A 15,345-nucleotide genomic window follows, 5' to 3' on the forward strand; every position below is an offset into this window, starting at 1 on the left:
AGCTAAGCGACTTCCATATCTCACAGGGGGCAACCCCCAACTACTTCCGGCGTTCTAGGGCTTAACTTCTGTGTTCGGCATGGGTACAGGTGTATCTCCTAGGCTATCGTCACTTAACTCTGAGTAATACCTACTCAAAATTGAATATCTATCAAATTCCAAGAAAACCTTACGCTTTCATATTCTCAGTTACTTTGGATAAGTCCTCGAGCTATTAGTATTAGTCCGCTACATGTGTCGCCACACTTCCACTTCTAACCTATCTACCTGATCATCTCTCAGGGCTCTTACTGATATAAAATCATGGGAAATCTCATCTTGAGGTGGGTTTCACACTTAGATGCTTTCAGCGTTTATCCCTTCCCTACATAGCTACCCAGCGATGCCTTTGGCAAGACAACTGGTACACCAGCGGTAAGTCCACTCTGGTCCTCTCGTACTAGGAGCAGATCCTCTCAAATTTCCTACGCCCGCGACGGATAGGGACCGAACTGTCTCACGACGTTCTGAACCCAGCTCGCGTGCCGCTTTAATGGGCGAACAGCCCAACCCTTGGGACCGACTACAGCCCCAGGATGCGACGAGCCGACATCGAGGTGCCAAACCTCCCCGTCGATGTGAACTCTTGGGGGAGATAAGCCTGTTATCCCCAGGGTAGCTTTTATCCGTTGAGCGATGGCCCTTCCATACGGAACCACCGGATCACTAAGCCCGACTTTCGTCCCTGCTCGAGTTGTAGCTCTCGCAGTCAAGCTCCCTTATACCTTTACACTCTGCGAATGATTTCCAACCATTCTGAGGGAACCTTTGGGCGCCTCCGTTACCTTTTAGGAGGCGACCGCCCCAGTCAAACTGCCCGTCAGACACTGTCTCCGATAGGGATCACCTATCCGGGTTAGAGTGGCCATAACACAAGGGTAGTATCCCAACAACGTCTCCTTCGAAACTGGCGTCCCGATCTCATAGACTCCTACCTATCCTGTACATGTGGTACAGACACTCAATATCAAACTGCAGTAAAGCTCCATGGGGTCTTTCCGTCCTGTCGCGGGTAACCTGCATCTTCACAGGTACTAAAATTTCACCGAGTCTCTCGTTGAGACAGTGCCCAAATCATTACGCCTTTCGTGCGGGTCGGAACTTACCCGACAAGGAATTTCGCTACCTTAGGACCGTTATAGTTACGGCCGCCGTTTACTGGGGCTTCAATTCATACCTTCGCGTTACCGCTAAGCACTCCTCTTAACCTTCCAGCACCGGGCAGGCGTCACCCCCTATACATCATCTTACGATTTAGCAGAGAGCTGTGTTTTTGATAAACAGTTGCTTGGGCCTATTCACTGCGGCTGACGTAAAGTCAGCACCCCTTCTCCCGAAGTTACGGGGTCATTTTGCCGAGTTCCTTAACGAGAGTTCTCTCGCTCACCTGAGGCTACTCGCCTCGACTACCTGTGTCGGTTTGCGGTACGGGTAGAGTATGTTTAACGCTAGAAGCTTTTCTTGGCAGTGTGACGTCACTAACTTCGCTACTAAACTTCGCTCCCCATCACAGCTCAATGTTATAGAACTAAGCATTTGACTCAGTTCACACCTCACTGCTTAGACAGACACTTCCAATCGTCTGCTTTAGTTAGCCTACTGCGTCCCTCCATCACTACATACTCTAGTACAGGAATATCAACCTGTTGTCCATCGGATACACCTTTCGGTCTCTCCTTAGGTCCCGACTAACCCAGGGCGGACGAGCCTTCCCCTGGAAACCTTAGTCTTACGGTGGACAGGATTCTCACCTGTCTTTCGCTACTCATACCGGCATTCTCACTTCTATGCGTTCCAGCGCTCCTCACGGTACACCTTCGCCACACATAGAACGCTCTCCTACCATACCTATAAAGGTATCCACAGCTTCGGTAAATTGTTTTAGCCCCGGTACATTTTCGGCGCAGGGTCACTCGACTAGTGAGCTATTACGCACTCTTTGAATGAATAGCTGCTTCTAAGCTAACATCCTAGTTGTCTGTGCAACCCCACATCCTTTTCCACTTAACAATTATTTTGGGACCTTAGCTGGTGGTCTGGGCTGTTTCCCTTTCGACTACGGATCTTAGCACTCGCAGTCTGACTGCCGACCATAATTCATTGGCATTCGGAGTTTATCTGAGATTGGTAATCCGGGATGGACCCCTCACCCAAACAGTGCTCTACCTCCAAGAATCTTTATGTCGACGCTAGCCCTAAAGCTATTTCGGAGAGAACCAGCTATCTCCAAGTTCGTTTGGAATTTCTCCGCTACCCACAAGTCATCCAAGCACTTTTCAACGTGCCCTGGTTCGGTCCTCCAGTGCGTCTTACCGCACCTTCAACCTGCTCATGGGTAGGTCACATGGTTTCGGGTCTACGACATGATACTAAAGCGCCCTATTCAGACTCGGTTTCCCTACGGCTCCGTCTCTTCAACTTAACCTCGCATCATATCGTAACTCGCCGGTTCATTCTACAAAAGGCACGCTCTCACCCATTAACGGGCTCGAACTTGTTGTAGGCACACGGTTTCAGGTTCTATTTCACTCCCCTCCCGGGGTGCTTTTCACCTTTCCCTCACGGTACTGGTTCACTATCGGTCACTAGGGAGTATTTAGGGTTGGGAGATGGTCCTCCCAGATTCCGACGGGATTTCACGTGTCCCGCCGTACTCAGGATACTGCTAGGTACAAAGACTATTTTGAATACGAGGCTCTCACTCTCTTTGGCTGATCTTCCCATATCATTCTTCTATAATCTTTGAGTCCACATTGCAGTCCTACAACCCCGAAGAGTAAACTCTTCGGTTTGCCCTCCTGCCGTTTCGCTCGCCGCTACTAAGGCAATCGCTTTTGCTTTCTCTTCCTGCAGCTACTTAGATGTTTCAGTTCACTGCGTCTTCCTCCTCATATCCTTAACAGATATGGGTAACAGGTAGTACCTGTTGGGTTCCCCCATTCGGAAATCCCTGGATCATCGCTTACTTACAGCTACCCAAGGCATATCGTCGTTTGTCACGTCCTTCTTCGGCTCCTAGTGCCAAGGCATCCACCGTGCGCCCTTATTAACTTAACCTTACTTTTTTGACCTTTCAGTCATAAACTCTTATTAATACTACAGCGTTTTCGGTTTATTTTCTTGTTACTATTTGATATAGATATTCAATTTTCAATGTGCATTACTTGGTGATCTCTCACCAATGGAGCCTAGCGGGATCGAACCGCTGACCTCCTGCGTGCAAAGCAGGCGCTCTCCCAGCTGAGCTAAGGCCCCACAAGACCTCTCAAGACTAAACAAGACCAATGTGCATTCCTTATCCTTAGAAAGGAGGTGATCCAGCCGCACCTTCCGATACGGCTACCTTGTTACGACTTCACCCCAATCATCTATCCCACCTTAGGCGGCTGGCTCCAAATGGTTACCTCACCGACTTCGGGTGTTACAAACTCTCGTGGTGTGACGGGCGGTGTGTACAAGGCCCGGGAACGTATTCACCGCGGCGTGCTGATCCGCGATTACTAGCGATTCCGACTTCATGTAGGCGAGTTGCAGCCTACAATCCGAACTGAGACTGGCTTTAAGAGATTAGCTTGCCGTCACCGACTTGCGACTCGTTGTACCAGCCATTGTAGCACGTGTGTAGCCCAGGTCATAAGGGGCATGATGATTTGACGTCATCCCCACCTTCCTCCGGTTTATTACCGGCAGTCTCGCTAGAGTGCCCAACTGAATGATGGCAACTAACAATAGGGGTTGCGCTCGTTGCGGGACTTAACCCAACATCTCACGACACGAGCTGACGACAACCATGCACCACCTGTCACCTCTGTCCCGAAGGAAAACTCTATCTCTAGAGCGGTCAGAGGGATGTCAAGACCTGGTAAGGTTCTTCGCGTTGCTTCGAATTAAACCACATGCTCCACCGCTTGTGCGGGCCCCCGTCAATTCCTTTGAGTTTCAACCTTGCGGTCGTACTCCCCAGGCGGAGTGCTTAATGCGTTAGCTACGGCACTAAACCCCGGAAAGGGTCTAACACCTAGCACTCATCGTTTACGGCGTGGACTACCAGGGTATCTAATCCTGTTTGCTCCCCACGCTTTCGAGCCTCAGCGTCAGTTACAAGCCAGAGAGCCGCTTTCGCCACCGGTGTTCCTCCATATATCTACGCATTTCACCGCTACACATGGAATTCCACTCTCCCCTCTTGCACTCAAGTTAAACAGTTTCCAAAGCGTACTATGGTTAAGCCACAGCCTTTAACTTCAGACTTATCTAACCGCCTGCGCTCGCTTTACGCCCAATAAATCCGGATAACGCTCGGGACCTACGTATTACCGCGGCTGCTGGCACGTAGTTAGCCGTCCCTTTCTGGTAAGATACCGTCACAGTGTGAACTTTCCACTCTCACACTCGTTCTTCTCTTACAACAGAGCTTTACGATCCGAAAACCTTCTTCACTCACGCGGCGTTGCTCGGTCAGACTTCCGTCCATTGCCGAAGATTCCCTACTGCTGCCTCCCGTAGGAGTCTGGGCCGTGTCTCAGTCCCAGTGTGGCCGATCACCCTCTCAGGTCGGCTATGTATCGTCGCCTTGGTGAGCCGTTACCCCACCAACTAGCTAATACAACGCAGGTCCATCTGGTAGTGGAGCAATTGCCCCTTTTAAACAGCTATCATGCAATAACTGTTGTCATGCGGTATTAGCTATCGTTTCCAATAGTTATCCCCCGCTACCAGGCAGGTTACCTACGCGTTACTCACCCGTTCGCAACTCATCCGCTCGGTGCAAGCACCAAGCTTCAGCGTTCTACTTGCATGTATTAGGCACGCCGCCAGCGTTCATCCTGAGCCAGGATCAAACTCTCATTAAAAGTTTGAGTTCTCACTCATTTCTGTCACTGACAGATTTATTGTTTTTTCATTGTTCAGTACTATAACCTTCAGTTATAGTGCCCTGCACATTGGTTCGTCTTGTTCAGTTTTCAAAGGTCTTTGTCGCGCTTGCGACAACTATATTAGTATATCACAGTCAGTTTTCTCTGTCAACAGGTTTTTTTTAACTTTTTTTATATCCTATTCCCATCAACCGCGATACACCCATAGTCCGTACGGGATTCGAACCCGTGTTACCGCCGTGAAAAGGCGGTGTCTTAACCCCTTGACCAACGGACCCTGAGCTTTTCAACTCTTTCTATTATACCCACTTTTTGGCGCTTGTCAAGAACTTGAGATTATTTTTTTCTGAAATTTTTTACTATCTTTTCATAGATTGATTTTTATAATAAGAAAGAGAGGATATAATGTTACCCTCTCTTGTATCTAGTCTACTAATATTTTAGTTTTCTTCAGCCATTTTTGATTTGACTTCATCATATGATAGAGCACGTGATTCCTCCTCTACTGATTCAGGCATTTTCCCTGTTTCATAAAGAGATTTGATTTGTGTACTATCCAATGTTTCATATTTCAATAAGGCTTCCGCAATAAGTTTGTGTGTTTCTCGATTTGATTGAATAATTTCAGCAGCTTTATTGCGTGCCTCATTCAACAATGCACGAACTTCTTCATCAATTTCATAAGCTGTACGCTCTGAAATAGATTTTTGTGGAGATTGAGCACCAAACATTGCATGATTGCCCTCATATTGAACAGGTCCAAGCTTTTCACTCATACCATACTCAGTAACCATAGCACGCGCCATCTGTGTAGCTTGTTCAAAGTCGTTTGATGCACCTGTTGTTTGTACATTAAAGATAATTTCTTCAGCAACACGTCCACCCATCAAACCAGCTAATTGTTCTTTCATATCTTCTTTGGATAGTAGCATTTGATCTTCTTTTGGAAGAGCAATCATGTAACCACCCGCACGACCACGAGGAACGATTGTCACTTTATGCACTACACGTGCGTTTGATAGGACCAAACCAACAATAGTATGTCCCGCTTCGTGGTAGGCAACCATTTCACGTTCTTTTTGTGAAACAGTTTTATCTTTCTTAGATGGTCCAGCGATAACACGATCTTCTGCCTCATCAATATCAGAAGCATCAATCACTGATTTATTGCGACGAGCTGCAACTAAAGCTGCTTCGTTCAACACATTTTCCAAATCAGCCCCAACAAAGCCTGGAGTTTGTTGCGCCACCAACTTCAAGTCTACATCTTCTGCTAACGGTTTATTTCTAGCGTGGACTTTCAGAATCGCTTCGCGTCCCTTAACATCTGGACGACCTACTAACACTTTTCTGTCAAATCGTCCTGGACGGAGAAGGGCTGGATCAAGAACATCTGAACGGTTTGTTGCCGCAATAACGATAATTCCTTCATTTCCTTCAAAACCATCCATCTCAATCAAGAGTTGGTTCAAAGTTTGTTCACGTTCATCATTACCCCCACCAAGACCGACACCACGTTGGCGACCAACGGCATCGATTTCATCGATAAAGATAATAGCTGGTGCTGCTTTTTTAGCATCCTCAAAAAGTGAACGTACACGGCTTGCACCGACACCGACGAACATTTCTACGAAGTCAGAACCTGAAATACTAAAGAATGGTACGCCAGCTTCTCCTGCCACTGCTTTAGCTAGCAATGTTTTACCAGTTCCCGGAGGTCCTTCTAAGAGAACACCAGCCGGGATACGGGCACCTAATTTTGTAAAGCGTTTTGGATCTTTCAAAAATTCAACAACTTCAACAAGTTCTTGTTTTTCTTCTTCTGCTCCGGCTACATCTGAAAAGCGTACTTTGATATCTTCTTTATTAGCAGCCTTAGCTTTATTGCGTCCAAAGCTCATCGGATTACGTCCGCTATTTCCTCCCATATTTCCCATCATAGAAAATAGGAAGAAGAATAAAATGGCAAATGGTACTACTGAAACTAGGATATTGATCCACATACCACTTGAGCTTTCATGTTTCACTTCAATTTGTGTTTGGTGTTCCCCAGCTAATTTTTGCAAATCTGCTACAGTAGTATCCGATGGAAGAATAATACTTGTAAATTTTTCTACTTTTGTTGCAGATGGTGTGAAAAACTGAATACCTGTTTCCGGTTTTTCTGTTTTAGCAGTTTTATAGACACCAGACACTTCGATAACACTACCACTTGGTTGGTAGGTCATTTCTTTTACATTGTCATTAGTGATTTCCTGCACCAATTCTGAGTATTTAATTTGTTGACTATGTCCTGCAGCCCTTCCAGCAAAGAAGTACTGGAATCCCGTCACTAGCAAGAAAATCATCAACAAATAAAGAAATGGATTTTTTATAAAACCATTATTTTGCTTTTGCATTCAACAACTTACCCTTCTATTTTGAGTAAACTTCCTCTTTCAATACACCTACATAAGGAAGGTTACGATAATTTTCATTATAGTCTAAACCGTAGCCTACAACAAATTCATTTGGAATAGTAAAACATGTGTAGTCTGCTTCGATTTCTACAGTACGGCCTTCTGGTTTATCAAGCATTGTAACAATCTTAACAGATGCCGCTTCTCTAGCAGTAAACATATCTCTCAAACTTTTCAAAGTTTGACCAGTGTCGATAATATCTTCAACAAAAACAACATGTCTACCTTTAATATCTTGAGTTACATCTTGTTTGATATTGATAACACCGCTACTTACAGTACCTCCATGGTAACTGGAAACCATCATAAAATCCATTTCAAGATGAGTGTCGATATATTTAACTAATTCTGCCATGAAAGGAATAGATCCTTTTAGAATTCCAACTAAAATTGGATTTTTCCCTTCATAATCTTTTGTTAATTGAGCACCTAATTTCTTAGCAGCTTCTGTAATTTCATCTTGTGAAATCAAAATCTTCTTGATATCTTGTTCTAACATGATTTTACCTATCTATTTTTTCTATATAAAGTATAGTGTTCATTATATCATTTTTCATTTTTATACTCAAATCACTGAGTTCAATTCCTAAAATTGAACAAATTTGTCCGAATTGCTCAACGATAATAGCATTTCCCCGTTTTTCTGTAGGAATTTTTAAATCAATAAAAAGTCGTCTTAATTTTTTTCGATGACCATTTTTTATCAAATAATCACCTGGTTGTCGATGACGTAAAATCAATGATGTTTCACGAGAAACATTGATTTTTTGAATATTTTTACCTTCTAGAGGAATTCCAAATGAAAACAGATAACCTTCAAAATGAACTTGATTTTGATAGTCTAACACACAGTTACTACTTTTTTCATCAGACTTTGGTCTGATTTTACAAATTTGAAAGTGTTGATATTCTTTTACAAGTTCATAACCATTTTTTAAATGATGATGATATTGACTTCTGGTCCTTAAAATATGATGGATTTCTTGAAACTGTTCTCTTGTAATATTTAAATCTGGAAAATGACTAAGATATTGTTGTAGTAAAACTCGCTGTATTGCTTCTGAAAACGATAGAAATTGGGTTAAATCTTCTACATCAATCGTTTGAGAAAATTCAGCCAGAGCAATCTGATAATCTGATACTTCTTTCCCAAACTCTAAAAATGCTCTCTTTACCTGAACATTTTCTTTTTCTAATTGTGGTAGATAAAGGTTGCGAACACGGTTACGAAAATAGGAATTTTCTTTGTTTGTCCTGTCTTCAAAATGCTCAATTTCAGGAAAATCTTTCTTATAAAAAGATAGCAAAGGACGAATTAACTCTCCCTTATCAAACTCTTGTCTTTCTTTAATAGCTGATAAGTGTTGTAATCTAACACCCCTAATTATTCTCATAAAAATCGTCTCAGCCTGATCATCTGCATGATGAGCTGTTACAAGAGCTGTAGATGACGTTTTCGCCATTACCTCTCTAAAAAATTCATAGCGAAATTGACGAGCATTTGCTTCTGAAAAATCTCCCGTAAAACCAGCTACATAAATTGGAACTCCAACTTCTTCTGCCAGTTTTCTTAATTCATTTTCTTCAATATCTGATTCTGGTCGTTGTTTATGATTCACATGAGCTAAAAATAATTCAATCCCGAGTTCTTTTTGATAGTTTGAAAGAAGATGAAAGAGAAACATCGAATCCAATCCACCAGACAAGGCTAGCACAACGCTTGAATGATTTTTAAAATAACCTTTTTCTAGAAAATGATTTAAAAAATCTCGGTCTCTCATTTTAGGACCTCGTAGACATCCTTAGCAATTTTAGAAATAGTATCATAATCAGAATTTTTGGTAAAGATTGAAATCACGAAAGGAGAATCTGTATAGACTACTGCCACATCATGTTTAAATTCATCTGCATCCCCAATTTTATGGGCTACCTTAGCAGAAATATTTTTAGCAATCCGCTGATTATCAAATGAAGTCTGAGATAGGGACTCTAAAACAAAACCATTTTGATTGTAAATAGATTCCATAACTTGACCAGCCATTTTAGCCGAAGCTAACTTATCGTTTACATCCCATTCATTACCAGCAATCGTAGTCATCTCTTTTTTGAAGACATCATCTGATTTATTGGTAATATAATAACCAAGAATATTATGAGCTACATTGTCAGATTCTTTTGCAGTTTTTGTGATTAAATCTTTGATTGTGTATTCTTTATTGTCCGCTGTTTTAGGGAGACTTCCGCTTCCTTCCGGTTTATAAGAACCAGGGAAATCATTAACTTCAGAAACATACTTCAATTTCGTGTCAAGTTGGTAATCACCTTGATTGATTTTTTCCTGAACAGAATAAAGATAAGGTAATTTCATAACACTAGCAGCGTACATTTTTTGATTTTCATTAATGCCAGCTTCCTTACCTGTACTCAATTGTTTAATATAAATAGAGAACTGTTCATTTTGATAATTTGCAGATAGCAACTCTTGTACTTTCTGAATACGATTATCATCATCAGAAATATAATCCGTCGAAACCCAACCAGCTTGTTTGATATGTAAGAATTCACGACCTTCAGCAAAAACAGACATGTCTGCTTCAACCTCTTGATAAGGTACTAACGTAGACTTTAATTCTTGTTGATTATAAGGACTATTATAAACGACAAATCCTGGTTCTAACCATACTCGTTTAGAAAAATCGTTTACGATGGAACTATCGTATAAAAGTCGTTTATCAGCCATTACAAATTGATTATTTGACAATTTAAAGACAGGCTGTCCTTGTTTATTTAATCGCCATTCTAAAACGGTTAATTTTGTTTCTGCATTTACTTTACCCGATTCATTAATCAGGTCTTCTGTAGAATAAACAGGCGTCTCACCATAAAATTTTGGAGATTCTATAATATCTTGATAATAAAAATGATATGGAGTATGAGTTAAAGAATAAACTTCTTGTTTTGGAATGATAACTGGATTCTCAGTGCTTACTACTTGAACGCTTTTTAGGAAAATAGGAAGTAGTAATATCACTAAAAATTTACGCATTCTTTTTCCCCTCTTCTTCTTGTAGTCGTAACAGATGATTCTTTTGAGCTAACTCATCTAATTTTTCATCTGACTGACTTAAAAATTTTTCGATAATATCTAATAAATTTTCCATTTCGCATTACCTAGGAAGTAAGTCCGGAATTGTATAAACTTCCTCCCATGTTTTTGAATAATAATATTTTGCACGGGAATATTTAGCCGCATAGGATTCATCTTTTAGCTTAGTTGCTAAACTAGCTTCTTTATCCTTTTCATCGCTCAAGTCCTGATATTGTTTTTTCAAATCAGCTAGTTGCTGGCGACGTGTTAGTAATTGTTGGTAACTTTGTGCTAAATTGTAAGTTGGTAAGATGAATAGCAACATAATCAAAATCAAAACCCAACCCATAAAACGATTACGTTTTTGACGTTCTTCCATCATGTACTTACGTCGTTGGTGTTCATTTTGAATAAATGAATTATTCATTTGGACTATTTTTTTATACATCGTCTTCTACCCTTGTTTCACTGATAATTTCATACATTCCAGCTGCATCTTCTTTTTTTGTGCTATCTTTCATTTCGAGCACCTTTACAAGCAACATTTTATTTCCAAAACGAATTTCAACCTGATCATTGATTTTTAAATCAGTTGAACTTTTAGCAAGGATACCATTTACCTTGATTCGCCCTTTATCTGCAACTTCCTTAGCTACCGTACGGCGTTTAATAATTCGTGATACTTTTAAATATTTATCTAATCTCATCTTATAATACCTCAAATTATTATTGTACCATTTTTATCCCTTTTATAGAAGAAAAAAGGTAATCCCTAATGTGACTCTTTTAAGTCTTTTATCTTCGCTAACGATTCTCCAAAGGTTAAGAGTCCTTCTAAAATCTCATAGTCTTTTTTATTTCGAATATCAAAAACAACTTCGATTAAACCTTGATTTTCAGAAATATTAGCCTTCAAATTTGTCTGAGAAAGAGCCTGGAAATAATCTTGTGTTAAAAATAGTTGTTGCGATATTTTTTCAAATTGAATGACAAGCTTATTATTTCTTCTTTCAACTCGATTGACAAATACTTTATCTAGATAAGCTTTAGCTAATCCAATTTCTAAGAGGTAGGCAACTACATCTGGATACTCTCCAAATCGGTCTATCAACTCATCTTGTAATTCTTCGTAGTTGACACGGTTGTCAATTTGACGAATTCTCTTGTAAATCTCAATTTTATGTCGTTCATCCGAAATATACTCATCTGGAAGATAGGCATCAATTTGTAGAATTAACTCAGCATTTCCTTTTCCACGTTTCTTGTCAGTTCCATTTTTCTTAGCAATTGCTTCTTCCAGTAACTGAGAATAGAGTTCAAAACCAACTGAATCGATAAAACCGGACTGCGAACTTCCTAAAAGATTACCCGCTCCACGAATAGATAAATCGCGCATAGCAATTTTGAAACCAGAACCCAATTCGGTAAATCCCTTGATAGCTTCTAATCTCTTTTCTGAAACTTCTGTCAAAGATTTGTCAGGTCGATACATAAGATAGGCATAAGCGATTCGATTACTTCGACCAACTCGACCTCTAAGTTGATATAAGGTTGACAATCCCATGTGGTCTGCATTTTCGATAAACAAGGTATTGGCATTTGGAATATCCACTCCTGTTTCAATGATTGTCGTGGTTACTAAAATATCATATTCACCTTCAATAAAGTCAAGTAGTGTGTTCTCCAAACGAATTTCACTCATTTGACCATGAACAAAACCAATAGAAGCTTCTGGAATCAGTTCTTGTAACTCTGAAACCTTCTTTTCAATTGTGTCAACTTTATTGTAAAGATAGTAAACCTGACCACCACGATCAATTTCTCTTAATACAGCATCTCGAATGACACGATCATTCTGTTCAAGGACATAGGTTTGTACAGGATATCGATTTGTTGGAGGGGTTTCAATGACAGATAAATCTCGGATACCTAGCATAGACATATGAAGCGTTCGAGGAATTGGTGTAGCTGTCAAGGTTAAAACATCAACCTTCTTTTTTAATTCCTTGAGTGCTTCTTTATGCTTGACACCAAAACGTTGTTCTTCATCGATGATAATCAATCCTAAATCTGCAAATTCAACATCTTTAGACAAAACTCTATGAGTTCCTATCAAGATGTCCACTTGACCTTTTTTCAATTTTTCAAGTGTTTCAGTCTGTTCTTTTTTACTTCTAAAGCGACTCAAAACATCTACGTTTACAGCAAATTGCTCAAATCTTTCCTTGAAATTACTGTAATGTTGCTGCGCAAGAACGGTAGTTGGTACTAAAACGACCACCTGTTTATGATCATTGACAGCTTTAAATGCAGCTCGCATGGCTACTTCTGTCTTACCAAACCCAACATCTCCAACTAAGAGTCGATCCATTGGTTGAGGTGCTCGCATATCTTTTTTGATTTCTTCTATACTTCGAAGTTGATCTTCTGTTTCAACATAGGGAAAAGCCTCATCAAAAGCAACCTGATTTTCGTCATCTTTTGAAAATGCATATCCTTTCAGTTGGCTCCTCTCAGCATACAGTTTAATTAAGTCATCCGCAATATCTTCAACTTGATTTTTAACTTTTTGCTTAGCTTTTTTAAAATGTCCATCATTTAACTTATTTAGCTTTGGAGCTTTTCCATCACTTGAAACATACTTAGATAAGGTTTGGATTTGTTCTACAGGAATAGAAATTCGATCTCCATTTTGATATTGGATACTCACATAATCTCGATGAATTCCTTTGATTTCAATCGTTTCGATTCCTAAATACTGCCCAATACCATGAATTTGATGAACGACGTAGTCTCCTTTTTGTAGCTCATTATAATCCTTTAACCGCTCAGCATTACTGATATTTTGTCTTCTATATTTACGCTTAATCTTCTTCTTAAAAATTTCATATTCAGTGATAAATACAAGATTTTCATCTACAAAATGAAAGCCATGACGAAGATTTCCTTCAATAAGATTGACAGTTCCTTTACAGATTTCACTTCCATTACTATTATCAACCTGAATTTCGTATTCGTCTAAAATTGTTGACAGTTTTTTGAGTTCAGTTTTACTACTTGACTGAAGAACAATTGTATATTTTAATTTTTTATAACGTTCAATTTCTTCTTTCAAAAAAGAAAATTGATTGAAGAACTCTTGCATTGGATACTGATTAAATTGATAAAGATGGTCAAACTTTAGATTACCAAGCCCCTTTTGGAAATTTGAAAAGAAACTGGCTGGTACGTATTTTTTAATTTGACTTTCTACATCAGCAAAATATTGTAAACTTGATACAGCTTTACTATTGTGTAAATCCTCTGTAAAGTAGTTAGCTGTCTCCTTATCAAAAATATCATACTGATTCATGATTTTTTGAAAATCGTCAAATATAGCAGGAACTTGATTCAAATAGTCTATCAAGGTCCACTGTTTTTTATAAAATACAGACAAAAACTTGCGAATATCTGCATGAAGAACTTGCTCTTTCGTACAACTAAAAACTTCTTCTAGGTAAGACTTTAAAGTTGGAGAAAGTGCCTTATCAATCTCATGTTCTAAAAATTTCTGACCACGATGATAATCTTCATTCGTTAACAAAATATCACTAGCTGGATAGATTAGTACTTGAGTTTTACTATCTTTTGATAATTGAGTTTCAGTATCAAATTCTCTAATGCCATCAATCTCATCACCGAAAAATTCAATCCGATAAGGACAAATTTGAGAGGTTTCAAATATATCTAGAATATCTCCACGAAGGCTAAATTCTCCCTGACTTTGAACTTGTGTAACTTTCTTATAACCAAGAGAAATCAAGTGATTTTTTAATTCTCTTTGTTCGCATTCTTGCCCCACTTGAAGTTCTAAGATACTATCATCAAAAACTTGAGGATTCGGCAAGAATACTCGACTAGCTGCGACGTTACAAACTAAAATCCCTCTTTGAGATTCATCTCTTAGAAAACGCAAAGCTTCAACCCGAGAAAAAATCTTTTCCTGAGATGATACCAAAAATTCAACCATTGGTGAATCATCTACTAGAAATGGATAAACCAGATCAGAACCTAATATGGAGATTAGATCATTAATCAGACGCTCAGCTTCTCCATATGTGGAAGTCATCACTAAAACCTTATCCTGACTCTTCAGACTACTAGCAATCGCTAACGATTTTGCTGAGCCAGAAAGACCTAGTAATAATTGTCTTTGTTTCTGTGGTAAGTTCTCATGCCAAGATAGGATTTGTTTATTCTCTAAAAAGAAATCGATTAATGCCATTCCCTTACCCATTATATTTCTGCATTGTTTTTTCAAAGTTTTTCTCTTGTAAATAATAATTTACAGCATCGTCAACCTTGTCAATTGACTGTAAAATACCAATATAATCTTCTTGATCAAACTTACTCAAAACATGGTGAACAACAGACATTCCTTTTTTAGGTCTACCAATACCAATCTTTACACGATTGAAAACCTGTGTACCAATATGTTGAATAATCGACTTGATTCCATTATGACCACCAGCTGATCCTTTAGCTCGAAGACGAATTTTCCCAACTTCCATATCCAGATCATCGTAAATGATTAGTAAATCTTCAATATCCAAACCATAGTAAGTTAATAAGGCATGTACAGCTTTTCCACTCTCGTTCATAAATGTTGTTGGTTTCACAAGATAAATTTTTTCCCCATTAAGAAAAAATGAGGCTAATTCAGCTTGGAATATCTTATCGTGTGTAAAAGTGACATTCTGTTTTTTAGCCAATTGGTCAATCAACATAAAACCAACATTATGCTTTGTCTCAAAATATTTATCTCCTGGATTTCCCAATCCTACAAGTAATTTTGTCATTTATTTTTCCTTTCAAAAGCCAAAAGGGTTGGAATTTTTTTCCA

9 protein-coding genes, 2 tRNA genes and 3 rRNA genes are annotated in these 15,345 nt (G+C 39.5%); all 14 read right to left on the minus strand.

Translation table 11 applies throughout. From position 1 onward, the window contains the following. Position 1: 1 nt before the first annotated feature. A 5S ribosomal RNA gene (gene rrf, locus TZ94_RS00665) occupies positions 2-117 on the minus strand. Between the two features lie 77 nt (positions 118-194). Further along, positions 195-3,096, minus strand: a 23S ribosomal RNA gene (locus tag TZ94_RS00670). A gap of 125 nt (positions 3,097-3,221) precedes the next feature. Beyond that, positions 3,222-3,294 (minus strand) — tRNA-Ala (locus tag TZ94_RS00675). 50 nt (positions 3,295-3,344) lie between these two features. Beyond that, positions 3,345-4,892 (minus strand): 16S ribosomal RNA (locus TZ94_RS00680). The 16S, 23S and 5S rRNA genes sit together here with 2 tRNA genes alongside, the layout of an rRNA operon. A 229-nt stretch (positions 4,893-5,121) precedes the next feature. Then, positions 5,122-5,193 (minus strand) — tRNA-Glu (locus TZ94_RS00685). Between the two features lie 163 nt (positions 5,194-5,356). Next, entirely contained in the window at positions 5,357-7,315 is a 1,959-nt protein-coding gene (ftsH, locus tag TZ94_RS00690; RefSeq protein ID WP_045613234.1) for an ATP-dependent zinc metalloprotease FtsH, read from the minus strand. 16 nt (positions 7,316-7,331) lie between these two features. Next, a complete protein-coding gene (gene hpt / locus TZ94_RS00695; RefSeq protein WP_006150551.1) occupies positions 7,332-7,874 on the minus strand; it encodes a hypoxanthine phosphoribosyltransferase in 543 nt (180 codons plus the stop codon). 4 nt (positions 7,875-7,878) lie between these two features. Next, a complete protein-coding gene (tilS, locus tag TZ94_RS00700) occupies positions 7,879-9,156 on the minus strand; it encodes a tRNA lysidine(34) synthetase TilS (protein WP_045613237.1) in 1,278 nt (425 codons plus the stop codon). Further along, positions 9,153-10,421, minus strand: a complete 1,269-nt coding sequence (locus tag TZ94_RS00705) for a serine hydrolase (protein WP_045613239.1) — start codon at positions 10,419-10,421, stop codon at positions 9,153-9,155. The genes tilS and TZ94_RS00705 overlap by 4 nt, the downstream gene beginning before the upstream one ends. Further along, positions 10,414-10,536, minus strand: coding sequence for an SP_0009 family protein (locus TZ94_RS10110; RefSeq protein ID WP_004250924.1), 123 nt, complete (start codon positions 10,534-10,536; stop codon positions 10,414-10,416). Before TZ94_RS10110 ends, TZ94_RS00705 begins: the two co-directional genes overlap by 8 nt. A gap of 6 nt (positions 10,537-10,542) precedes the next feature. Next, entirely contained in the window at positions 10,543-10,911 is a 369-nt protein-coding gene (locus TZ94_RS00715; protein WP_004250925.1) for a septum formation initiator family protein, read from the minus strand. Continuing rightward, entirely contained in the window at positions 10,904-11,170 is a 267-nt protein-coding gene (locus tag TZ94_RS00720; protein ID WP_024053357.1) for an RNA-binding S4 domain-containing protein, read from the minus strand. Before TZ94_RS00720 ends, TZ94_RS00715 begins: the two co-directional genes overlap by 8 nt. 65 nt (positions 11,171-11,235) lie before the next feature. Next, positions 11,236-14,739 (minus strand): transcription-repair coupling factor, encoded by a 3,504-nt coding sequence (gene mfd / locus TZ94_RS00725; protein ID WP_080929457.1) that lies wholly within the window; start codon positions 14,737-14,739, stop codon positions 11,236-11,238. Beyond that, positions 14,732-15,301: an aminoacyl-tRNA hydrolase gene (gene pth, locus TZ94_RS00730; protein WP_045613244.1), complete on the minus strand. Its 570-nt coding sequence runs from the start codon at positions 15,299-15,301 to the stop codon at positions 14,732-14,734. Before pth ends, mfd begins: the two co-directional genes overlap by 8 nt. Between the last annotated feature and the right edge of the window lie 44 nt (positions 15,302-15,345).

Source organism: Streptococcus infantis, assembly GCF_000960085.1.
In the GTDB taxonomy this organism is placed as follows: Bacteria; Bacillota; Bacilli; order Lactobacillales; family Streptococcaceae; genus Streptococcus; species Streptococcus infantis_C.